Origin of the sequence: Duganella sp. sic0402 (assembly GCF_019219065.1) — a bacterium.
GTDB lineage: Bacteria > Pseudomonadota > Gammaproteobacteria > Burkholderiales > Burkholderiaceae_D > Rugamonas.
In genome coordinates this window covers 992,146-1,012,514 of record NZ_JAHUWK010000001.1, presented here as the reverse complement: position 1 = coordinate 1,012,514, position 20,369 = coordinate 992,146, and the positions used below count along the sequence as shown (strand labels likewise).

Below are 20,369 nucleotides of genomic sequence, written 5' to 3'. Positions count from 1 at the left end.
AAACTAATCAGTCCACGCTGCGTCCGTGCATGTAGCGGCCGGGCGGGACACCCACGGCCTTGCGGAACATGGTGACGAAGCTGCTGGCGCTTTCGTAACCGAGCTCCGCCGCGACTTGCTGGATCGACGCGCCAGCGCCCAGCCGCTGCACCGCGAGGATGATGGTGATCTGCTGCCGCCATCGGCCGAAGCTCATGCCGGTTTGTTCGGCAATGAGGCGTGACAGCGTGCGTTCGCTGAGGCCTGCAAGCTTGGCCCAGCTGGTGATGGTACCGCGTTGGCCGGGATTGGCGAGCATCATGTCGACAATCCTGCGGGCCCGCTTGTCGCTTGGTATCGGCAGATGCAGGTCGGCGCGCGGTGTGCGCTGTATCTCTTCCAGCAGCAAGGCAATTAGCCGCGACTCGAACCCGCCCTCCGGATACAGCGCCGGAAAGCTCGCCGACCGCCGCATCAACTCCCGCATCAGTTGCGAAGCGGAGTAGGCGCTGCACGTCTCAGGAAGCATGGGCAGGGCGTCCGCATCGATGAAGGCTGTATAGCCTTCCACCACGCCCTCCATCTTGAGCGCGTGCTCTGTATCCGCAGGTATCCACAACGCGCTCTGCGGCGGCACAAGCCAGAAGCCGCCGGCTGATTCGCAGGTCAGCACGCCACGCAGGCACAGGAAAAACTGCGCCTTGATATGCGAGTGCGGCTCTATCTCAAGGCTGCCCGTCTTTTCGGCGTTGATGCCGACGGTGACGACGGGCCGGGGCACCGTATCGGGGTCGATCCAGTCCGCAGGCAAGGGCAGGTCCAGGCGGGGAAATTCTTTTAAAACGGGCATGGTGGCAAGATCGCTAAATCATTTGACTAAGTTTAGCATTGTTGCCGTGGCCCGCCGCGCTTATCCTGACTGCCAGATCAACAAGAGAGTTGCGATATGACGCGGTTAGACGATATGCCGTTTGAACTGGACATGGTAGATGAGGCGATGCTGATCAGCATCGCCGCTACGCTGTCGCTGCTGGTGCAACTGCTGGCCGAGATCATCGAACTGCTACAGTTCGATGACGGCTTTGCGCTGTTCGTGGAGTATCAGCGCTGGGTGATGGTGGAGTAGGGCGAGCGTCACGCGCTCTTGCGGCGCCAGCCGCTGATGCTCAGCGACAGCGCCGACACCAGGAAGTAGAACGCGCCGAATCCCGCATAGCCGGCCACGGTGGCGATGGTTGGCATGGCTGCCGCCTGGGCCTGGATAATGAAGAAGCTGCCGGCCAGCGCCGACTGGCCGCCGCTCAGCACCATCGCCCATTGCGCGCCATGCAGTTTCCAGCGGCGCAGCGCCGTGCCGAGCTGGAGCAGTCCGGACAGGATGGCCCACACGCCGAACACGGCCAGCACCTGATGCATGTCCGGCAGCGCGATCCAGATTGCCACCGCCACCAACAGGCTGGCGACAGTGTTCAGCAATTGTGTGCGGTTGCGCATCACGCCGCCGCTGCGCATGCCGTCCACCAGGTTGGCGAGCGCGTCCCACAGCGGGTAGAACACCAGCAGCGCGGCGGCGATGGCGGCCGAATGCTGGGCGACGCTGAAGGCCGCCAGCATCCACGCGCCCGACACGGCGGCGCGCGCATAGTAATAGGTTTTCAGCCATTGTTCATTGGTGTTGAGCTTAGTTTGTTTCATTGCAATCTCCATCCTACTAGTTGGTAGGGAATATGGTTAAAAAAACGCCGAACTCATCGCTCAGCTTGATGGGGTTAATCGCTCCAGTTGCGGCATCATGATGGTGCTGAAAATGCCAGCATCGCCATAAGCCCGCGCCGACAGCATCGCGCCGTGTACCGTCGCCATGAAGGCTTCGGCCTCGACCTGGGCCGTGTCGCGCAGCGCGATCGCACCTTGCTGGGCGCCTTGGCTCAGCACCGAACTCAGCCACCCTGACAGAAAGCGGAAATAGGCGCGCACTTCCAGCGCCACTTCCTCCGGCAGTATCGGCATTTCGCTTGCCAGCAGCGCGCAGACGCAGAAGGGCGCGCTGGCGTCGCCGAGGCAGGCTTTCCAATAGGCGATGTAAGCGTCCAGCTGCGCAAACGGCTCGGGAATACTCTGTTGCATATTACCGACGCCTGCTTCTGCCTCGCGCCGGTACTGCACCAGCAAAGCCTTCACCAGATCGACCTTGCTGGGGAAATGATGGTGTATGCTTGCTTTACGGACACCAACTACCTCAGCAATATCGGCATAGCTGAAGCCGTTATAGCCGCCGCTCGCAATCAGCTTGCGGGCGCACGCCAGAATGTCGTCGTAGGTAGTCGATAGTTTGCTCATGGATGGTAGCCTACCTTCTGGTAGGTAAGTGGTCAAGCAAATTCGAGCAAAACTTTGTAAATGGCTTTGTGGCAGAAAAACCTTGCGTCTCCTATTATATGTCTTATATAAGAGTTGTTGGTGTACAATAGTACCCAGTACAGGCGGTTGACGATCATCATTGCCTGCCCTGCAATTAACCCTGACGAGAACTCTCATGCTAGCTGCTTACCGCGCCCACGTTGCCGAACGTGCATCCCTTGGTATCCCTCCGCTGCCGCTGTCCGCAGCCCAGACCGCCGACCTTGTTGAACTCCTGATTAACCCGCCAGCGGGCGAGGAAGAATTCCTGGTCGACCTGATCACCAACCGCGTACCAGCCGGCGTTGATGATGCCGCCAAGGTCAAGTCGGCCTTCCTGACCGCCGTCGCCAAAGGCAGCGAAAGCTCGCCGCTGGTATCGCGCGAACTGGCAACCAAGCTGCTGGGCACCATGCTGGGCGGCTTCAACATCAAGCCGATGATCGATCTGCTGGACGACGCCGTTGTTGGCGACGTGGCTGCCGAGGGCCTGAAGAAAACCCTGCTGATGTTCGACTACTTCCATGATGTCAAGGAACTGGCCGACAAGGGTAGTGTGCGTGCTCAGGGCGTGCTGCAATCGTGGGCCGACGCCGAGTGGTTCACCTCGCGTCCTGCCGTACCGGAAAGCCTGACCCTGACTGTGTTCAAGGTCTCCGGCGAAACCAACACCGACGATCTGTCGCCTGCACCGGACGCGACCACCCGTCCGGACATCCCGATGCACGCGCTGGCGATGCTGAAAAATCCACGTCCAGGCATCAATCCGGAAGAGCCAGGCAAGGTCGGCCCGCTGAAACAGCTGGAAGCACTGAAGGCCAAGGGCAATCTGGTCGCCTACGTTGGCGACGTGGTCGGCACCGGCTCCTCGCGTAAATCGGCCACCAACTCGGTGCTGTGGTTCACCGGCGAAGACATTCCATTCATCCCGAACAAGCGTTTCGGCGGCGTGTGCCTGGGTACCAAGATCGCCCCGATCTTCTACAACACCATGGAAGACGCTGGCGCACTGCCGATCGAGCTGGATGTGACGCAAATGGAAATGGGCGACGTGATCGAGCTGCGTCCCTACGATGGCAAGGCGCTGAAAAACGGCGCCGTCATCGCTGAATTCAAGGTCAAGTCGGACGTGCTGTTTGACGAAGTGCGTGCCGGTGGCCGTATTCCTCTGATCATCGGCCGTGGCCTGACTGCCAAGGCGCGTGAAGCGCTGGGCCTGCCGGCATCGGAACTGTTCCGCCTGCCGCAAAACCCGGTCGACACCGGCAAGGGCTACTCGCTGGCGCAGAAAATGGTTGGCCGTGCTTGCGGTCTGCCAGAAGGCAAGGGCATTCGCCCAGGCACCTACTGCGAACCGAAGATGACCACCGTCGGCTCCCAGGACACCACCGGCCCAATGACCCGCGACGAGCTGAAAGACCTGGCTTGCCTGGGCTTCTCGGCTGACCTGGTGATGCAATCGTTCTGCCACACCGCCGCCTATCCGAAAGTGGTGGACGTGAAGATGCACCGCGAACTGCCAACCTTCATCGAAAACCGTGGCGGCGTTGCGCTGCGTCCGGGCGATGGCGTGATCCACTCGTGGCTGAACCGCCTGCTGATGCCGGACACCGTCGGCACCGGCGGCGACTCGCACACCCGTTTCCCGATCGGTATCTCGTTCCCGGCAGGTTCGGGCCTGGTGGCGTTTGCCGCCGCCACTGGCGTGATGCCGCTGGATATGCCGGAATCGGTGCTGGTGCGCTTCAAAGGCACGATGCAGCCAGGCGTGACCCTGCGCGATCTGGTCAACGCGATTCCGCTATACGCGATCCAGCAGGGCCTGCTGACCGTGGACAAAAAAGGCAAGAAGAACATCTTCTCCGGCCGCATCCTGGAAATCGAAGGCCTGCCAGACCTGAAGGTTGAGCAAGCATTCGAACTGTCCGACGCTTCGGCAGAACGTTCGGCCGCCGGTTGCACCGTGCACCTGGATAAAGCGCCGATCATCGAGTACATGACCTCGAACATCACGCTGATGAAGTGGATGATCGCCAATGGCTACCTGGACAAGCGCACGCTGGAGCGCCGTATCAAGTCGATGGAAGCATGGCTGGCCGATCCGCAACTGCTGTCGCCGGATGCCGATGCCGAATACGCTGCCGTCATCGAAATCGACCTGGCTGACATCCATGAGCCTATCGTCGCCTGCCCGAACGATCCGGATGATGTGAAGACCCTGGCCGACGTGGCCGGCGCGAAGATCGACGACGTGTTTGTTGGTTCGTGCATGACCAACATCGGTCACTTCCGCGCCGCATCGAAAGTCCTGGAAGGCAAATCGGATATCCCGGTTCGGCTGTGGATCGCACCACCGACCAAGATGGATGCGCAACAGCTGACCGCCGAAGGCCACTACGGCACGCTGGGCCGCACCGGCGCGCGCATGGAAATGCCGGGCTGCTCGCTGTGCATGGGTAACCAGGCGCAGATCCGCAAGGGCGCCACCGTGATGTCGACTTCGACCCGTAACTTCCCCAACCGTCTGGGCCTGGAGACCAATGTCTACCTGGGTTCCGCAGAGCTGGCGGCGGTGTGCTCGGCACTGGGCCGCATCCCGACCAAGGAAGAGTACATGTCGCATATCGGCGTGATCGACAAGAACGCTGCCGACATCTACCGCTACATGAACTTCGACCAGATCGAAGAGTTCCGTACCGTGGCGGATACGGTTCAGGTGTAATACCGGCCGGCCCATCGCGCCGGCCCAGGCCCCACCAGGTTGATAGCAGCCTGGTGGGGTTTTTTTATGGCTCCGCAGTGTACGTCAGCGCACGATGGCGATTGGGCTAATGTGAGATAGTGGGGAATGGATACAAAAATAACTCCCCGCTCCGATGCGCGCCAGGCTTCGATTGTGCGCCAGGGACTGGAGTGGGCCCAGACCTACGGCCAGCGTAGCGCTGCCGCCTATCTGCTGTTCCGCAACGTGCCGCGTTCCATCGTCGAGCGCATTTTCTCCAGCGCCTGCCGCCAGGACGACCGCGCCCGATGAGCTGCTACGCCGTGTCGATGGCACCCGCCTTATGGTTTGTCGCGGCGGGCGGCGCGGGCGATGCTTTCGGCGAACAGCGGCGTTTCGCGGCGATTATGATCACCGGAGGCAGACTGGCGGTCGGCAGCAGCTTTTTCCCACGTCACGCCGTTTTCCTTGATGAACGCCAGGAACTCCTCGGTCGGATGTGAAATCACGCCATTGGTGTATTCGCAGCGCTGATCGTCCAGCTTTCTGACGCTCAAGTCCCAGATCACCTGCACCTTGGTGCGGCCGTTCGGCGTGAATACATCGGAGGTCGACACCATGCGGCAATGTGCGGCTTCCGTGATTTCGCCGACGTAGTGCTGTACCACCAGGCCAGAGCCGATCATCTCGACGTTGATCGACATGCGGCGGCCGTCGTCGGTATAAGTGGCGCCGGCGGCGATGTGGTCGGGCGGAGCACAGCGCTGGTATTCGGCGTCCGGCAGCGTGAACAACCATTTGGCAATGTCGACTTTTTCAAACGGCACATCGATGATGTGGCTGAAAGCGGATTGCGATAAAACCAGATCGGTACGAATGACAGTCATGATATTTCTCCTTACATGGTGAGAACAATTTTTCCAACATTCAGGCCGTCCTCCATGCGCTTTTGCGCGGCGCCGGCTTCAGCCAGCGGGAAGACGCTATCGATCACCGGCGTCAGGCCATCCTTGACGAAATGACCCAGCCAGCGTTCCTTGAAGCGGCGCGACATGGCGTGCTTCACTTCCTGTGGACGCGACTTCATTACCGTACCGATGATTTGCAGGTGGCGGTACAGCAGGCGGTCCAGCGGAATCTTTGCGTTTTCGATGCCGCCCATGATGCCGATCTGCACCAGGCGGCCGCCGAAGGCCAGCGAATTGACGTTGCGTTCGAAATAGGGCGCGCCGATGAAGTCGAGGATCACGTCGACGCCGCGATTCTCTGTCAGCCGCGCCACCACTTCGGCAAAATCCTCGTCAACATAATCGATGGCGTGGTGGGCGCCCATACGCTGCACCAGCGCATGGGCTGGCTGTTGCGCGGTAGTGATGACAGTGGCGCCCATTGCACGCGCCAGTTGCACCGCCGCGCCGCCGACACCACCGGCGCCGGCGTGGATCAGCACTGTTTCACCGGCTTGCAGCCTGCCGAGATGGATCAGCGCCTCGTGCGCGGTGACGAAAACTTCAGTGATCGCTGCCGCCTGGATGTAATCGAGCCCCTCCGGAATTGGCATCGCCATGCGGTAGTCGATACGCGACACCTCGGCGTAAGCACCGCCGCCGACGATGCCCATCACGCGGTCTCCGACCGCAAAGCCTTGCACGTTGTCGCCGATGGCGATGACGTCGCCTGCGATTTCCAGGCCCATGATGGTGGAGTCGCCGAAATCCGGCCAGCCGTAGCCGCCTTTGCGGTGCGTCAGATCGGCGCGGTTGACACCGGCGGCGCGCGTACGCACCAGCAGGTCGTCGGGGCGCAGTACAGGCTCCGCGACGTCACCGATTTTCAGTACGTCGGCGGCGCCAAATTGGTCAAAGGTGATGGCTTTCATGATGCGTCCTTAAAATGTGATGAGAGTGAAGTCAGCCTGGCTGCGAAGCGGCGCCCCTCTCTGAAGTGATCTTTTTTAGCGTAGCAACGATCAGGCAGCGTGGTAACTGCCTGATGGTGATGGACCGCTACGCGTCTTTTGTGCAACTCAGGCGCCGGCTTCTTCGCTGAAGGTGGCGTTGGCATACGCCGACGCCGTGATGGCAGCCGGGAAGCCGGCATAGAACGCCAGATGGGTAATCACCGCGCTGAGTTCCGTCTTGGTCAGGCCATTCTCCAATCCCCGCCGCAGGTGCGCCGGCAACTCGTTCGGGTGGTTCAGCGCTACCAGACAGGCGATGGTGATCAAGCTGCGGTCGCGCGGCGACAGGTCCGGATCGGTCCATACCTGCGAATACAGCGGCTGCTCGACGAACTCGCTCAGTTTTGGGGTGAAAGGGCGGGCGGCAGCGCGTGGGCTGGTGAAATCAATGGCTTTCATGGGACTCTCCTTTAGATCTGGCTGATGAATTTGTTGGTCAGGTAGTGGGCGATGCCCTCGGCGCCGCCTTCGGAGCCGTGGCCGCTCTCCTTCATACCGCCGAATGGCAGTTCGGTGGCGATGATGCGGTACTGGTTGATGCCGATCATGCCGGCCTCCAGGCCATCGCCGACGTCCAGCGCGGTGCGGGCGTCGCGCGTGAACGCGTAGGCGGACAAGGCGTAGGGCAGGCGGTTGGCTTCGGCCAGGCCGTCTGCCATTGTGTCGAACGGGCGCAGTACGGCAATCGGGCCGAATGGTTCTTCGTGCATGATGCGGGCGCCCATCGGCACCTTGGCCAGCACTGTCGGCTCGAAAAAGTAGCCGGGTCCGGCCATGCGCTTGCCGCCTGCCAGCAGCGTGGCGCCTTGTTCGATCGCGTCCTCCACCAGCGATTCCATCTTGGCCAGTTGGCGTGGGTTGGCCAGTGGGCCGACTTGCGTGTCCGGCGCCAGGCCGTTACCCACCACCAGTTTTTTGGTCGCCTCGACAAAGCGTTCGACGAAGCGGTCGTAGGCGCCGCGCTGTATCAGGAAGCGCGTCGATGAGATGCAAATCTGGCCGGTGCCGCGGAAGCGGTTGGCTGCGCCGCCGGTGGCAGCCGCTTCGATATCGGCGTCCTCAAACACCAGCACCGGGCCGTGACCGCCCAGTTCCAGCGTGATCGGCTTGACGCCGGCCGCAGCGCGCTCCGACAGCAGGCGGCCCACCGGTATTGAGCCAGTAAAAGCCACCTTGCGTATCACCGGCGAGGCGATCAACTGCGCCGACACCATGTCCGGCACACCGAAAACGATTTGCAGCACGCCTTTCGGCAGGCCTGCGTCATCCAGGCAGCGCGCCAGCGCCAGGGCGGTGGCCGGGCTTTCTTCCCCTGGTTTCAGGATCACGCTGCAGCCGGCCGCCAGTGCCGCCGACAGTTTGCGGGCCGGTGTAATCGCAGGGAAGTTCCATGGCGTGAAGGCCGCTACCGGGCCGATCGCCTGCTTCTTGACCAATTGCTGCACCCCTGGCCGATTGGCAGGGACGACGCGGCCGTCGATGCGGCGCGCCTCTTCGGCGAACCATTCGAAGTAGTCGGCGGCACGCAGCACTTCATCGCGGCTTTCGGTCAGTGGTTTGCCTTCTTCCAGCGTCATCAGCGTGGCGATGTGTTCGGCGCGGTCGCGCATCAGTGTGGCGGCGTTGCGCAGGATGCGGGCGCGTTCCGCAGGCACGGTATGGCGCCAGAGCTGAAAGCTGTCGCGGGCGGTATTCAGGGCCAGGTCCAGGTCGGCGGCGGAGGCCAGTGGCAAGCGGCCCAGAATGGCGCCATCGGCCGGATTGATGACTGCCGCCGTGTCACGCTCGCCGGCTTCCAGCCAGGCGCCGTTGATGAACAGGTACAGAGGGTCATAGATATACTTAGGCATAGTGTTTTTCCTCGGGTGGGTTTGTTAGCATGGAAGAAGCTTAAAACCGCAGGGCGTCGCTGATAAGACGGTTTCCACCAACAACGGCTATGCGAGGAATGCACAGATGCAGTCAGAAAAATTTGCGGAGTTCTTGGGCGTGTTTGTCGATGTGGCGCGCGAGGGCAGTTTTTCCGGCGCAGGCCGGCGGCGCGGCCGCACCCCATCGTCCATCGGCCGTCAGATCGATACACTGGAAGAGCATCTGGACACACCGCTGTTCCTGCGCTCCACGCGGCTGCTGACGCTGACCGATGCTGGCGAAGCCCTGCTGGTGCGCGCCCGCCAGATTCTCGATGCCTTGACCGACGCCCAGCACGAGCTGGCGTCGATGAAGGGCGCCGTGACCGGCGTTTTGCGGGTAGCGTGTTTTCCGACCTTCGGCAAGCGCTATGTGTTGCCGGTGATGGCGGCGCTGGTGCGCGAGTATCCCGATTTGCGGCTGGAGCTGGATCTTACCGAGCGGCTGGCCGACCCGGTGGTCGAGCGGCTTGACCTGGTCATCCGCATAGGCGACATGGCCGACAGCACGCTGATCGCCAGCCGTATCGCCACGCAGACACGCGTGTTGTGCGCCAGCCCTGCCTATCTGGCGCAGGCCGGCACACCGGCCACGTTTGCCGGCCTGCTCTCGCACCAGCTGATCGACAAGCTGCACGGCGCCGACCTGCTGTGCTGGACCGACGTGCTGGGCCATCCTGCGCGCGCCAACAGCTGCCAGGCCGTCTTCGCCTGTGATGACTTCGAGGCGATGCGCCTGGCGGCGCAGGAGGGCATGGGGATCGCCTATTTGCCGGACTGGGTGGTGGGACCGGACATCAAGGCCGGCCATCTGGTGCAGTTGTTTCCCGAATGGTCGGCGCAGCCGCGCGCTTGCACTGGCATCCACGCCTTGCGGGCGCTGAGGCAGCCGCCGGCGCGCGTGACCGTATTCCTCGATGCGCTGCGGGCCTTCATCGGCCAGCCGCCCAACTGGGCGCTCAATGCGTGTCCATAACTGCGCGGACTGCGCAATTATTTGATTGTATGGCCGGATGTTCAACGATTCGCCAGCGCGGTGATAGACTAGGCGTCTATCTGTTTTCGATGTCATTCGATAATGATCATTTCTTCCGCAACCGATTTCCGTGAAGCCGCGCGCCGCAAGCTACCGCCGTTCCTGTTTCACTACCTTGATGGCGGCGCGGGCGCGGAGCAGACCTTGCGCGCCAACGTGGACGACTTGCAGCAAGTCCGGCTGCGCCAGCGGGTGCTGCAAGGTTCCGAGCAGCTGGACCTGTCGGCGGAATGGTTTGGCCAGCGTCAGGAGTTGCCGATAGCGTTGGCGCCGGTGGGCCTGGCCGGCATGTATGCCCGCCGTGGCGAAGTACAGGCGGCGCGCGCGGCCACCAGGCGCGGCATTCCCTTCATTCAGTCGACGGTGTCGGTCTGTCCGCTGGCGGAGGTGACGCAGGCCGTCGAACGTCCTATCTGGTTCCAGCTGTATGTGCTGAAGGATCGTGGCTTTATGCGCGACGTCCTGCAACGCGCCAGGGCGCTGGGCGCCACCACGCTGGTATTCACGGTCGATATGCCGGTGCCGGGCGCGCGCTACCGCGATGCGCACAGCGGCATGAGCGGGCCATACGGTGCGCAGCGGCGCATGCTGCAAGCCTTGACCCATCCGCGCTGGGCTTGGGATGTGGGCCTGTTCGGCCGTCCGCATGATCTCGGGAATATCTCCGCCTATCGCGGCAGCCCGACCGAACTGGAAGACTACATCGGCTGGCTGGGCGCCAACTTCGATCCCGCCATCAGCTGGAAGGACTTGCAGTGGATACGCGATGAATGGCAGGGGCCCATGGTTATCAAGGGCATCCTCGAAGCGGACGATGCGCGCGATGCGCTGGCGTTCGGCGCCGACGGCATCGTGGTGTCCAATCACGGCGGCCGCCAGCTGGATGGTGCGCTCTCGACCGCGCGTGCGCTGCCGGCGATTGCCGAAGCGGTGAAAGATAAGCTCACCATCTTTGCCGACGGCGGCGCACGCACCGGCACCGATATCTTCCGCCTGCTGGCATTGGGCGCGGACGGCGTGCTGCTGGGCCGCGCCTTTGTCTACGCGCTGGCGGTAGGCGGCCAGGCGGGCGTCGAAAAACTGCTGGCTATCCTGGAGAAGGATATCAGGACCAATATGGTGCTGACTGGCGTAAAATCAGTCAAGGAAATCGGCCCGCATTTGCTGGCACAATAAGAAACGGAGCGCGTGTGATCAAAACCTGCAGGCTGTTACTGTTAGTGGGATGCTTGTCCAGCCTGGCGCAAGCGCAGACGGTTGACCTGGCGTCGCTGGCGCGGCAGGAGCAAGTGCTGCAATTTGATAGCTTCAACTCCGACACCGCGCTGGCGCTCGGTAACAAGGTGGTCGAACTGGCGCGCACCGCAAACAAAAAGGTGGCGGTTAATGTCACCCGCGATGGCCTGATGCTGTTCTACTTCGGCATGGAAGGCATGACCGCCGACCACGCCAACTGGATACGCCGCAAGAGCAATCTGGTCAACCGCACCGGCCACAGCTCGTTCTACACGCACAACGAGGTAAAAAACAGCGGCGGCAATTTTGAAGCGCTGCCGGGACTCGACATGCGCGACTACGCCGCCCACGGCGGTTCATTCCCGCTGCTCGTCAAAGGCCAAGGACGTATCGGCACCATTACCGTCACTGGCTTGCCCGGCCCGGAAGATCACGCGATGGTGGTGGCGGCGCTCAAGGCCGTGCTGAAGGTCGAGGGCGATCTCTGACTTACCAGTCGCGGCGCAGCTTGAGCATGGCGTAGGGCTGGGTACGCGTGATGTTGTGCTCGAAGAAGTCGACATTGCTGGCGTAGCGGTCGCCGCCGGCGTAGTGCAGGCGATCGTAGGTGATGCTGCGGCTGGCGAGGTTGTTCAGCTCCAGCGTCACCATCATATTCGACGCTGGACGGTAGTTGACGTAGGCGCGTGCCCAACCGCTGCCGCTGCTGGTGTCGCGTTCGGCCACCTGCCAGCTGTCGTTGCTCCAGCCGTTATCGACCGAAAAGCCCCAGACCGTGCGTTGCTGCGGCAAGTCCTGCGAAAATTCGACCCGCCACGACAGCGGCTGCTCGCCCGACAGGCGACGCGCGGTCTGCGTGGTGGGATCGGTGACCGTCGATGAACGCCAGGTCGTGGACAGCTTGAGCAAGCCTTGCGGCAGCGCCCAGTTATCGGTCGGCAGGTTCAGCATGCCGGTGACGCTGTCGGCGCTGGCGTCGCCGATATTGCCGGCGGCGTCGTAGGTGGACGAGGCGGTGCGGATCGGCATGCGGTCGATCGCATCGCTGATATGCGCCTGGGTGTAGCTGAGGATGGCCGCGCCACGGTCCCAGAAACGGTATTCCAGCGCGCCTTCGCATAGCCAGGTCTTGGCCGGCACCAGGTCCGGATAGTCGGCGCGCAGCGTCTTGTCGGCCATGCCGAAATAAGCGGCGTTGTCACCGAAATTCAGCTGACTGATTTCGCGTTCCAGCCGCAGCCGCAATTGCAGCGCCGGTAGCGGCGACAAGGCCAGTCGCAGGCGCGGCTTGGGATAGTTGTAGGCTTTCGCATCGCCCTGGCTGGCACTGGTGCTCAGGCTGGAGTGGGCAAGCTTGACGCCGGCTTCGGCGCTGAGCGAGCTGTCGACCTGCCATGCGGAAGAGAGCTGGCCTTCGACGCGCGATTCCTGTACCCACGCGCCCATGCCCGGTTGCACCGGCGCCTGCGCATTGGCCTGCCAGCTGCTGGCGCTGTCGTTGGCATTGACGACGCGCTCCACGCCGCCACGGAGCACCACGCCGTCGAGTGCCTGCCAGGTCAACTGGCCTGCCAGAATCTGTTCGCTGGCGGCGTTTTCGGTGATGGAGTGGGAAATCGTGCCGTCGGCGGCATAGGCCGAGTCGCCGATGAATTCCGAGGTCCGGTACAGCGCCTTCAGGTCCATGCTGGCCCCAGGCCACAAATCGCGGGTGTAGGCCAGGCCTTGTTCCACCGTGCGGCCGCTGTTGTCGTTGGTGGCGAGCGCCATGGTTTGCGCCTCCTGCCGCGACTGCGACTGGTAGATCCACGGATTGTAGGCGCCATTCCAGCTGATTTCGCCGTCCAGCAGTTCTTGTGCGTAGTTCAGCTTGACGCTTTTATTCTCCGTCATGCCGGAACCGGCCAGCGACAGTTCCGCCGGCTGCTCGCGGTCGGCATATTGCGTGTTGCGCTGTCCGAGTCCCTGGCCCGTGTCCGGCGAGCGGCGCCAGCCCAGCGTCAGATTGATGCTCTTGTCGCCGCGCTTCAGATTGTAGTTGCCGTCCAGCGCAGGCTGCCAGCCGCCGTCCGCCATCACAAAATTGGAGACGGTCAGCGAAGAGGACACCAGGTCTATCGGCTTGATGATGAAGTTCGCCACCGTGGCATGGCCCTGCATGTCGATGCCGCCGGCGCCGCCATTGATCACGTCGATGCGCTCGACCGCAGCGGCCGGAATGCGGCCCAGCACGTCGTTCAGCGAGTCGGTCTTGGAAGTGGGGCGCTTGCCGTTGATGAGCACATTGCCGGCCGCGCCGCGCGACGGATTACCGCCGTCAAAGACAAAGCCCGGCAGCCGCGTCGCCATGTCCATGGCGCTGCTGGCCTGGAACTGCCGGAAGTAATCGGGCGCATACGATTGCGGCGCCGACGCCTCGCCAGCACCGGCCGCGCCGGCGGTCCCGGCGGCCAATGTGCAGGCCAGCAGGACTGCATGGCGGAGGCGGGCGGCGTTGCTCATCCCAACATTGTGCAATGAACACGATGTAACCGCAACAGGAACCGGCGTGTACCGTAGCGATATTGCTTTATTGGAAACGCCTTGGATTAAAAGTCCAGTGTGGCCGATAGCGCCACGCTGCGCGGCTGGCCCTGGTACAGCCATGCTCCGGAGCCGCTGGCCCAGTAATCCCGCGCGAACAGGTTGGTGATGCTGGCACGCAACATCAGCGGCCGGCCCCAGGCCGTGCTGGCATAGCGCGCGCCGGCGTCCCAGCGGGTCGTGCCGGGGATGCTGCGCGTGTTGTCCGGATCGACCACCTGGGCGCTGGTGGCGATCATGCGCGCCGTCAGCGTTAGCCCTGCAAGGGCGGCGACATCGTACTCGGCGCCGATGTTCAGCTGGCGGCGCGCGACGTTGGGCGCGAAGTTGTCGTCGTACAGGCCGCGGTCGGTATGCGTCAGGCGCGCGTCGGTGTAGACCACGCCGCCCAATGCGCGCACGCCTGGCGCAAGTTCGCCAAAGAAAGTCAGTTCCACGCCACGGTTGCGTTGTTCGCCATCGACCTTGTAGGTGGCGCTGCCATCGCCGTTGGATATTGCCAGCCCGCTTGGCCGGGTGATCTGGAACAGCGCGGCGGCGGTGCTGAAACGGCCGAAGTCATATTTGGCGCCCAGTTCATACTGTTTCGTCTCTTTGGGCGCGAACACCTGGCCGGCGTTGGTGGTGCCGATAGGCGCCGTATCGCCCTGGCTCAGGCCTTCGATATAGTTACCATAGAGTGCAAGCCCGGTCTGCGGCTTGAACAGCACCGCCAGCATTGGCGTGGTGGCGCTCTGGTCGTAGACGGTTGCGCCTCGGCCGGTGCTGGTGTTGTAAGCGGTATTCTTCACCTGCTGATGACGCGCGCCCAGCGTGACCGCGATGCGTTCGCCGGCCGTGGAAATGGTGTCGGCGACCGCGTAGGAGGTGAGTTCCAGCTTGTCGGTCTTCGGTGGCGTGTAGGAGATGCCGGCCAGCGACGGCGCGGGCACAAACACCGGGTGGTAGATATTGGTGTCGAAGCTGGCGATGCCATAGTAATCAGCCGAATAACCATTGGTGCGTGTCAGCGACGAGGCGTTGAGGTTCCACTGGTGTTTCAGGCCGCCGCTGTGAAAGCTGCCTCGCAGGCCGGCTTGTGCGCTGCGGTGACGGTCGTAGTTGGGCCAAAAGTAAACAGTCGCCTGGGCGTTGCCTGCCGCGTCTATGACGAAGATATCGGTGGACAGATAGGCGAAGCGGTTGTTGCTGCCGCCCGCCGCGCCATACACCGTCAACGCCGGTGCGATGTCGTATTCCGCCTTGAGCAGCGCGTAGTCGCTTTTGGTGTCGGCGAACTCCCAGTCCTGCGCGGTTTGCCGGCGCGGATCAGGAGCAGCTGGAATGGACAGGCCGTCGGCGATGCCCAGGCCACCCGCGCCCAGCGGCGCCTGGTTGTCCAGGCGCTGGTGACCGGCATCGAGCGAGGCGCGCAGGCGCTCGCCGCGATAGTCGATGGCGACCGTGGCCGCTTGCATGTCGACCTTCTGGCCGTCCGTTGCGGTCTTGCCGTTGCGGTAGACGCCATTGAAACGCAGGCCCCATTCATGCTGCTCGCCGAAGCGGCGGCCCACGTCCAGATGGCCGCCAAACACGCCTTCCGACGCATAGTTGGCCGTGAGGCGCGTCAGCGGTTTGTCATCGGCGCGCTTGGGCGCCATGTTGATCGCGCCGCCCGATGCGTCGTAGGGGGCCATGCCGTTCAGCAGGGCATTTGGTCCTTTCAGCACTTCGATGCGTTCGGCGGTTTCGACCGGCAGGGTGCGCGATGGCGCAATCCCGTAGATACCGTCGAACATGACCGAGTTTTGCACGTAGAAGCCGCGTATCATGAAGGAGTCGCCCGCGCCGGCCGCATTGGTCAGCCCGTAGGATACGGTGCGCACCGAAGGATCGTTGGCCATCACGTCGGCCACGGTAATCGCCTGCTGGTTGGCGATCAGCTCCGAGGTGTAGCTGGTGACGCTGAACGGCGCGTCGTTGACGTCGCGGTTGCCCAGCATCCCAAGCCGGCTGCCGCGCGCGACCTGGCCGCCTGCATAGGCCTGCGGCAGCTCGCCGGGAATGGCGTCGGCCGCCACGCTCACCAATGGCAATGTGGTTTCCGCCGCGCGTGGGGCAGCCGCGCGGATGATGATGGTCCCGCCTTCCTGCTGCGCTGTCAGGCCGCTGCCGGCCAGCAGTTGCGCCAACGCCTGGCGCGTGCTCAGCACACCGCTGATCGCCGGCGCCATCTTGCCAGCGACCAGGGCGGGCGAGAATGCTAGCGGAATCCCGGTGGCAGTCGATAATTCATTCAGCGCCGCGCCTAGCGGCTGTGCGGCGATGGCAAAGGTAATGGCGCTGTCGGCGCTTTGGGCATGAACCAGGGCGGGGCTGGCAAAGGCCAGCGCGACGGCAAGAGAAAGTGGGTGACGCATCGGGTGCTGATCCTGAATGGTAGTTAAAAAAGTCTCACTATCATCTAAGACGCACCAGCCGGAAAAATGTACACCCCCGGTGATTAGTTTTTTCGGACCACTTCGGTCAGGCCGTCCGGGCGCTGGATCAGCTGTACCGGCATGATGTGCGGCAGCACCTGCACGAACGCTGCCGGATGCAGCACCTGGTAGCTGCCGCCGATCGGCATGGCCGCTATCTCCGGGTCGCGGATCAGCAGCTTGACCGGCGCGTAGCGCTCAAATTCCCGCAGCGCCTCGGCCAACGGCGTGCTGGTGAAGCGTATCAGGCCTTTGCGCCATGGCGCGATGCTGGCCGGGTTGATCGATGCGACCGCGCCCAGGCCTCCGGCAGCGTACACCTGGACTGCCTGGCCGGCGCGCAGCTCGGCCACGCGGGGCGGGGCGGCGACGTGGACGTGGCCTTGCTCGACTTCGACATTGACGTCGGTAGCGCCTTGTTGGCAAGCGTTGCAGCGCACCGAGAAGCGCGTGCCCAGCACGGTCACGCGCGCCGTGCCAGCCAGCACGCTGAATGGCTTGGCGGTGTCGTGCGCGACGCTGAACATGGCCTGGCCGTGCGACAGCCGCACTTCGCGCCGGTCGCGGTAAAGCGCCACCTCCACGCGGGTACTGGTGTCCAGCGTCAGCTGGCTGCCGTCCGGTAGGGTGATGTCGCGGCGCTGGCCGCGCTCCGAGGCGTAGCTTGCGCTGAATGCGGGCATGGCCTGCCACAGTTTCCATCCGGCGCCAACCGCCAGTAGCGCGACGCAGGCAAACGCCAGCGCGGCCGGGCGCAGCGCCATTCTGGCGGACAGGCGTTCGCGCCATCCCTGCCGCACGCGCTGGCGTGATGGCGCCGCACGGCGCAGATGGGCGATGCGTTCGACTGGCAGGGCGCGCACGTCGCGCAGGCTGGCGTTGAGGTGTTCAAACGCTGCCGCATGTGCAGGGTCGGCCGCCAGCCATTGCTGGAATTGTGCATCTTCCTCGTTGCTCAGACCCTGCTCGGCGCGGGTATGCCATTCCACGGCGGCGAGATCTACAGGCGATTGCGCGCGCAGGAAGGCGTCGGCTTCACGCATGGCGATCTGGTCTGCGGCTTGCTTCATTGGCTTGCTTCCATGGCCGTGCGGCAGGCGGCGCACGCCAGCTTGCCACGGCCGATATACTGGTTGACCATGCTCAAAGAAATACCCATGCGCTCGGCGATTTCCCTGTTCGATAAATCGTCAAACACATACATGCTGTACGCCTCTCGGCAGCGCTCGGGCAGTTGTTCGATGGCTTTTATATAGGCTTCTGCCGCCTGCGAAGACGCATACGCCTGTTCTGGTTGCAGGTGTGCCGGCGCGGCAGGCGTCTCTGCCTCGCCCAGCGCATCGATATCGTCGTGGCGGCGAATGTCGGCACGACGGTCCATATCGATTTTGAGGTGCAGCGCCACTTTCTTCAGCAGCGCGCGCGGTTCCAGCACCTGCTGGCCGGCGCGCTCCATGGTCAGCACGCGCACATAGCTTTCCTGCGCCAGATCGGCGGCGGCGTGCGGGTCCCTGACTTTGCGCAGGCAGAAATTCAACAACTCTCGGTAATAGTGCGTGATCACAGCCATTCCAGCCACAGTAGGAACAATGGAAACTGCCTTCCCTGGTACGTGGCTATATGGCTGGACGGGAGAGCGCGGCTATCTTATCACGGAAGCAATCGGGTATAGGTGATCGAGCCGTAGGCCTTGCGCCGGCCGGTGACGGTGGTCAGCGAGCTGCTGTTCTGCGCCGAAAAGGACAGCGCGGAGTCGCCCCAGCCGTAAGCGAATCCCACCAATCCGACCACCTGCGTCTCGCGCAGCTTGGCGGTGCTGCCTTGTACCGGCTGGTTGCTGCCGATACCCATCTGCGAGAACATGCGGTCGGCATGCAGGCCGGTATAGGCAAACCAGCCGCGCCCGATCACGCCCGGATCGCCGCTGCGCATCGCGAGCCGCATCACGGTCGGATAGCTTTGCTTCAAGCCAGTGCCGTAGCGCAGCATCAATGTGACGCCGGCCGAGGATTGCCAGTTGCCGAGCGATGCGCCACCCAGTGCGATGAAATCGGTGCCGGGCCTGTCGGCCGTGTCGCCTTCGGGCGTGACGCGGATGGCGCGATAGCGCTCGATGCCGAGCAGGGTGCGTTTGTGCACCTGATAGTCCCAGCCTTGCGGCTTGTCGGAGCCGGTGATGCTATGGATGAAGGTTTGCGTTTGCCGTGCGCCCGATGCGGGGCCGATGATACCGAGGTTAAAAGCCAGCATATCGGCAATATCGTCCTGCACCGACACCTGCGCCGAGCGGTACCACAGCGCGCCCATGTAAGGCGAATCGGCGGGATCGGGAATTTTGCGGGTGAGGTCGGCAGGCGTCATCATCATCTGGTTCAACGACGACAAGGTCAACGTGGCCGGGCCAAGGCCGAACCAGGACGTGACTGGCGCCAGCAGCCATTGCGGCGCGATCGATGTTTCGCCCGGCGACGCGCTGCGCATACTCGCGAGCGCGATACCGTTAGTGTAGCCGCCACCGTCGCTGCCGGCGAAGATATCGTTTTGCAGCGTCACCGAAAAACGCGTTTCTTCGGCGTGCGTGGACGCCGCCAGCATCAGCATGGCCGGCAGCAGCAGGTATCGATGGCGCATCAGTGGTCGGTGTGCAGATAAGAAGGCGTTTTCGGCAGGCGCGTGCTGAACAGGAAGGCGACCACCATCATCAGTGAGACATAGATAAAGAACCAGTTCTCATGCCCGATGTTCTTGAACGCCAGGCCGACGAATTCCGCCGAGCCGCCGAAGATGGCATTGGCGATCGCGTAGGAGAAGCCGACACCCAGCGCGCGTACTTCGGGCGGAAACATCTCGGCCTTCACCAGGCCGCCAATCGAGGTGTACAGGCTGACGATGGCCATCGCCACGGTAATCAGCACAAAGGCGAAGTAGGGATTATCGTTACCGCGCAGGATGGCCAGGATCGGATAGGTGGCAATCGCACCCAATGCGCCAAACAGCATCATCGAACGGCGGCGGCCGATACGGTCGGCCAGCATGCCGAACAAAGGCTGCATGCACATGTACAGGAACAGCGAGCCGGTCATCACCACGCTGGCGGTCTTGGCCGGCATGCCGGCACTGTTGACCAGGTATTTCTGCATATAGGTGGTGAAGGTGTAGAAGATCAGCGAGCCGCCGGCGGTGTAGCCGATCACGGTGATGAAGGCGGCGCGGTGATTTTTGAAGATGCCGGCCAGCGTGCCCGCATCCTTGTTCTGCATGTCTGCGGCCTTGCTGGTTTCATGCAGCGTGCGGCGCAGTAGCAGCGACACCAGCGCGGCAATGGCGCCGATCACGAAAGGAATGCGCCAGCCCCAGGCTTTCAGTTCCGGCTCGGTCAGGAATTGCTCCAGGATGACGATGGTCAGCACTGCCAGCAGTTGGCCGCCAATCAGCGTCACGTACTGGAAGGAAGAGAAGAAGCCGCGCTGCCCGCGCAGCGCCACCTCGCTCATATAGGTTGCGGTGGTGCCGTATTCGCCACCGACTGACAGGCCTTGGAACATGCGGATAACCAGCAGCAGCAATGGCGCCGCCACGCCGATGCTGGCGTAGGTCGGCAGCACGGCAATCGCCAGTGAGCCGGCGCACATCATCAGCACGGAGATCAGCATGGATTTCTTGCGGCCGACACGGTCGGCGATGCGGCCGAATAGCCAGCCGCCGACAGGACGCATCAGGAAACCCACCGCAAACACGGCGGCGGACTTGAGGAATTCCGCCGTGGCGTTCCCGCTGGGGAAAAATTGGCTGGCAAAGTAAATCGAGGCGAAGGAGTAGACGTAGAAGTCGAACCATTCCACCAGATTGCCGGAGGAGGCGCTGATAATCGCAAACACGCGTTTGCGTTTTTCCTCAGCGCTGTATTGAGGATGATCGGTCATTTTTTTTCTCGCTGCTTGTAACTTCTGATCGATTGTAAAGCATCCTCGGAAATGCTGCAGGAGGGCAAAGGTTTTGCTATGTGCACTGCCAAACGGAAGAGGACAAATAATTTGGGCTATTATCAAGCTTGTTCAATTCATCCATACACGTCGAGGATATT

General features: G+C 62.7%; 19 protein-coding genes. 6 read left to right on the top strand and 13 right to left on the bottom strand.

Annotated features, from left to right (window positions below):
- Positions 1-7: 7 nt before the first annotated feature.
- A complete protein-coding gene (locus tag KW842_RS04300; protein WP_218302823.1) occupies positions 8-829 on the bottom strand; it encodes a helix-turn-helix domain-containing protein in 822 nt (273 codons plus the stop codon).
- 96 nt (positions 830-925) lie between these two features.
- On the opposite strand from KW842_RS04300, the gene KW842_RS04295 reads away from it, so the two are divergent.
- A complete protein-coding gene (locus KW842_RS04295) occupies positions 926-1,105 on the top strand; it encodes a hypothetical protein (RefSeq protein ID WP_218302822.1) in 180 nt (59 codons plus the stop codon).
- Between the two features lie 8 nt (positions 1,106-1,113).
- Here KW842_RS04295 and KW842_RS04290 read toward each other — a convergent pair whose 3' ends face one another.
- Both KW842_RS04290 and KW842_RS04285 read right to left on the bottom strand, forming a co-directional pair.
- Positions 1,114-1,674, bottom strand: coding sequence for a DUF308 domain-containing protein (locus KW842_RS04290; protein WP_218302821.1), 561 nt, complete (start codon positions 1,672-1,674; stop codon positions 1,114-1,116).
- A 60-nt stretch (positions 1,675-1,734) separates the two neighbouring features.
- The gene (locus KW842_RS04285; protein ID WP_218302820.1) at positions 1,735-2,319 is read right to left on the bottom strand and encodes a TetR/AcrR family transcriptional regulator; all 585 of its coding nucleotides are present in this window, start codon (positions 2,317-2,319) and stop codon (positions 1,735-1,737) included.
- Positions 2,320-2,515: 196 nt separating this feature from the next.
- On the opposite strand from KW842_RS04285, the gene KW842_RS04280 reads away from it, so the two are divergent.
- Together KW842_RS04280 and KW842_RS04275 are read left to right on the top strand one after the other, a co-directional pair.
- Complete coding sequence (locus KW842_RS04280) at positions 2,516-5,101, top strand: bifunctional aconitate hydratase 2/2-methylisocitrate dehydratase (RefSeq protein ID WP_218302819.1); 2,586 nt, start codon at positions 2,516-2,518, stop codon at positions 5,099-5,101.
- 126 nt (positions 5,102-5,227) lie between these two features.
- Entirely contained in the window at positions 5,228-5,413 is a 186-nt protein-coding gene (locus KW842_RS04275; protein ID WP_218302818.1) for a hypothetical protein, read from the top strand.
- 29 nt (positions 5,414-5,442) lie between these two features.
- On the opposite strand, the gene KW842_RS04270 is transcribed toward KW842_RS04275, so the two are convergent.
- From KW842_RS04270 to KW842_RS04255, 4 genes are all read right to left on the bottom strand, one after another.
- Complete coding sequence (locus KW842_RS04270; protein ID WP_218302817.1) at positions 5,443-5,988, bottom strand: hypothetical protein; 546 nt, start codon at positions 5,986-5,988, stop codon at positions 5,443-5,445.
- Positions 5,989-5,999: 11 nt separating this feature from the next.
- The gene (locus tag KW842_RS04265) at positions 6,000-6,980 is read right to left on the bottom strand and encodes an NAD(P)H-quinone oxidoreductase (RefSeq protein WP_218302816.1); all 981 of its coding nucleotides are present in this window, start codon (positions 6,978-6,980) and stop codon (positions 6,000-6,002) included.
- Between the two features lie 147 nt (positions 6,981-7,127).
- Positions 7,128-7,460, bottom strand: coding sequence for a carboxymuconolactone decarboxylase family protein (locus KW842_RS04260; RefSeq protein WP_218302815.1), 333 nt, complete (start codon positions 7,458-7,460; stop codon positions 7,128-7,130).
- 11 nt (positions 7,461-7,471) lie between these two features.
- The gene (locus tag KW842_RS04255; RefSeq protein WP_218302814.1) at positions 7,472-8,911 is read right to left on the bottom strand and encodes an NAD-dependent succinate-semialdehyde dehydrogenase; all 1,440 of its coding nucleotides are present in this window, start codon (positions 8,909-8,911) and stop codon (positions 7,472-7,474) included.
- A gap of 106 nt (positions 8,912-9,017) precedes the next feature.
- Between KW842_RS04255 and KW842_RS04250 the strand changes: the two genes are divergently transcribed.
- From KW842_RS04250 to KW842_RS04240, 3 genes are all read left to right on the top strand, one after another.
- The gene (locus KW842_RS04250; protein ID WP_218302813.1) at positions 9,018-9,947 is read left to right on the top strand and encodes a LysR family transcriptional regulator; all 930 of its coding nucleotides are present in this window, start codon (positions 9,018-9,020) and stop codon (positions 9,945-9,947) included.
- Between the two features lie 102 nt (positions 9,948-10,049).
- A complete protein-coding gene (lldD, locus tag KW842_RS04245; RefSeq protein ID WP_218302812.1) occupies positions 10,050-11,183 on the top strand; it encodes an FMN-dependent L-lactate dehydrogenase LldD in 1,134 nt (377 codons plus the stop codon).
- Positions 11,184-11,227: 44 nt separating this feature from the next.
- A complete protein-coding gene (locus tag KW842_RS04240; RefSeq protein ID WP_373925126.1) occupies positions 11,228-11,731 on the top strand; it encodes a heme-degrading domain-containing protein in 504 nt (167 codons plus the stop codon).
- 1 nt (position 11,732) lies between these two features.
- On the opposite strand, the gene KW842_RS04235 is transcribed toward KW842_RS04240, so the two are convergent.
- The 6 genes from KW842_RS04235 to KW842_RS04210 all read right to left on the bottom strand — a co-directional run bounded on the left by KW842_RS04235 (position 11,733) and on the right by KW842_RS04210 (position 20,208).
- Positions 11,733-13,745, bottom strand: coding sequence for a TonB-dependent siderophore receptor (locus KW842_RS04235; protein ID WP_218302811.1), 2,013 nt, complete (start codon positions 13,743-13,745; stop codon positions 11,733-11,735).
- Positions 13,746-13,831: 86 nt separating this feature from the next.
- Complete coding sequence (locus tag KW842_RS04230; RefSeq protein WP_218302810.1) at positions 13,832-16,225, bottom strand: TonB-dependent receptor; 2,394 nt, start codon at positions 16,223-16,225, stop codon at positions 13,832-13,834.
- A gap of 83 nt (positions 16,226-16,308) precedes the next feature.
- The gene (locus KW842_RS04225; protein WP_218302809.1) at positions 16,309-17,355 is read right to left on the bottom strand and encodes a FecR family protein; all 1,047 of its coding nucleotides are present in this window, start codon (positions 17,353-17,355) and stop codon (positions 16,309-16,311) included.
- Positions 17,352-17,855 carry an RNA polymerase sigma factor gene (locus KW842_RS04220; protein ID WP_218302808.1) on the bottom strand — a complete coding sequence of 168 codons (504 nt, stop codon included), beginning with the start codon at positions 17,853-17,855 and terminating at the stop codon, positions 17,352-17,354. The genes KW842_RS04225 and KW842_RS04220 overlap by 4 nt, the downstream gene beginning before the upstream one ends.
- Positions 17,856-17,935: 80 nt before the next feature.
- Positions 17,936-18,916, bottom strand: coding sequence for a lipid A deacylase LpxR family protein (locus tag KW842_RS04215; RefSeq protein WP_218302807.1), 981 nt, complete (start codon positions 18,914-18,916; stop codon positions 17,936-17,938).
- Positions 18,916-20,208 carry an MFS family transporter gene (locus tag KW842_RS04210; protein ID WP_218302806.1) on the bottom strand — a complete coding sequence of 431 codons (1,293 nt, stop codon included), beginning with the start codon at positions 20,206-20,208 and terminating at the stop codon, positions 18,916-18,918. The genes KW842_RS04215 and KW842_RS04210 overlap by 1 nt, the downstream gene beginning before the upstream one ends.
- Positions 20,209-20,369: the final 161 nt, after the last annotated feature.

Coding starts and splice junctions, on each gene's coding strand:
- KW842_RS04300 (WP_218302823.1), bottom strand. CDS start 829: ATGCCCGTTTTAAAAGAATTTCCCCGCCTGGACCTGCCCTTGCCTGCG.
- KW842_RS04295 (WP_218302822.1), top strand. CDS start 926: ATGACGCGGTTAGACGATATGCCGTTTGAACTGGACATGGTAGATGAG.
- KW842_RS04290 (WP_218302821.1), bottom strand. CDS start 1,674: ATGAAACAAACTAAGCTCAACACCAATGAACAATGGCTGAAAACCTAT.
- KW842_RS04285 (WP_218302820.1), bottom strand. CDS start 2,319: ATGAGCAAACTATCGACTACCTACGACGACATTCTGGCGTGCGCCCGC.
- KW842_RS04280 (WP_218302819.1), top strand. CDS start 2,516: ATGCTAGCTGCTTACCGCGCCCACGTTGCCGAACGTGCATCCCTTGGT.
- KW842_RS04275 (WP_218302818.1), top strand. CDS start 5,228: ATGGATACAAAAATAACTCCCCGCTCCGATGCGCGCCAGGCTTCGATT.
- KW842_RS04270 (WP_218302817.1), bottom strand. CDS start 5,988: ATGACTGTCATTCGTACCGATCTGGTTTTATCGCAATCCGCTTTCAGC.
- KW842_RS04265 (WP_218302816.1), bottom strand. CDS start 6,980: ATGAAAGCCATCACCTTTGACCAATTTGGCGCCGCCGACGTACTGAAA.
- KW842_RS04260 (WP_218302815.1), bottom strand. CDS start 7,460: ATGAAAGCCATTGATTTCACCAGCCCACGCGCTGCCGCCCGCCCTTTC.
- KW842_RS04255 (WP_218302814.1), bottom strand. CDS start 8,911: ATGCCTAAGTATATCTATGACCCTCTGTACCTGTTCATCAACGGCGCC.
- KW842_RS04250 (WP_218302813.1), top strand. CDS start 9,018: ATGCAGTCAGAAAAATTTGCGGAGTTCTTGGGCGTGTTTGTCGATGTG.
- lldD (WP_218302812.1), top strand. CDS start 10,050: ATGATCATTTCTTCCGCAACCGATTTCCGTGAAGCCGCGCGCCGCAAG.
- KW842_RS04235 (WP_218302811.1), bottom strand. CDS start 13,745: ATGAGCAACGCCGCCCGCCTCCGCCATGCAGTCCTGCTGGCCTGCACA.
- KW842_RS04230 (WP_218302810.1), bottom strand. CDS start 16,225: ATGCGTCACCCACTTTCTCTTGCCGTCGCGCTGGCCTTTGCCAGCCCC.
- KW842_RS04225 (WP_218302809.1), bottom strand. CDS start 17,355: ATGAAGCAAGCCGCAGACCAGATCGCCATGCGTGAAGCCGACGCCTTC.
- KW842_RS04220 (WP_218302808.1), bottom strand. CDS start 17,855: ATGGCTGTGATCACGCACTATTACCGAGAGTTGTTGAATTTCTGCCTG.
- KW842_RS04215 (WP_218302807.1), bottom strand. CDS start 18,916: ATGCGCCATCGATACCTGCTGCTGCCGGCCATGCTGATGCTGGCGGCG.
- KW842_RS04210 (WP_218302806.1), bottom strand. CDS start 20,208: ATGACCGATCATCCTCAATACAGCGCTGAGGAAAAACGCAAACGCGTG.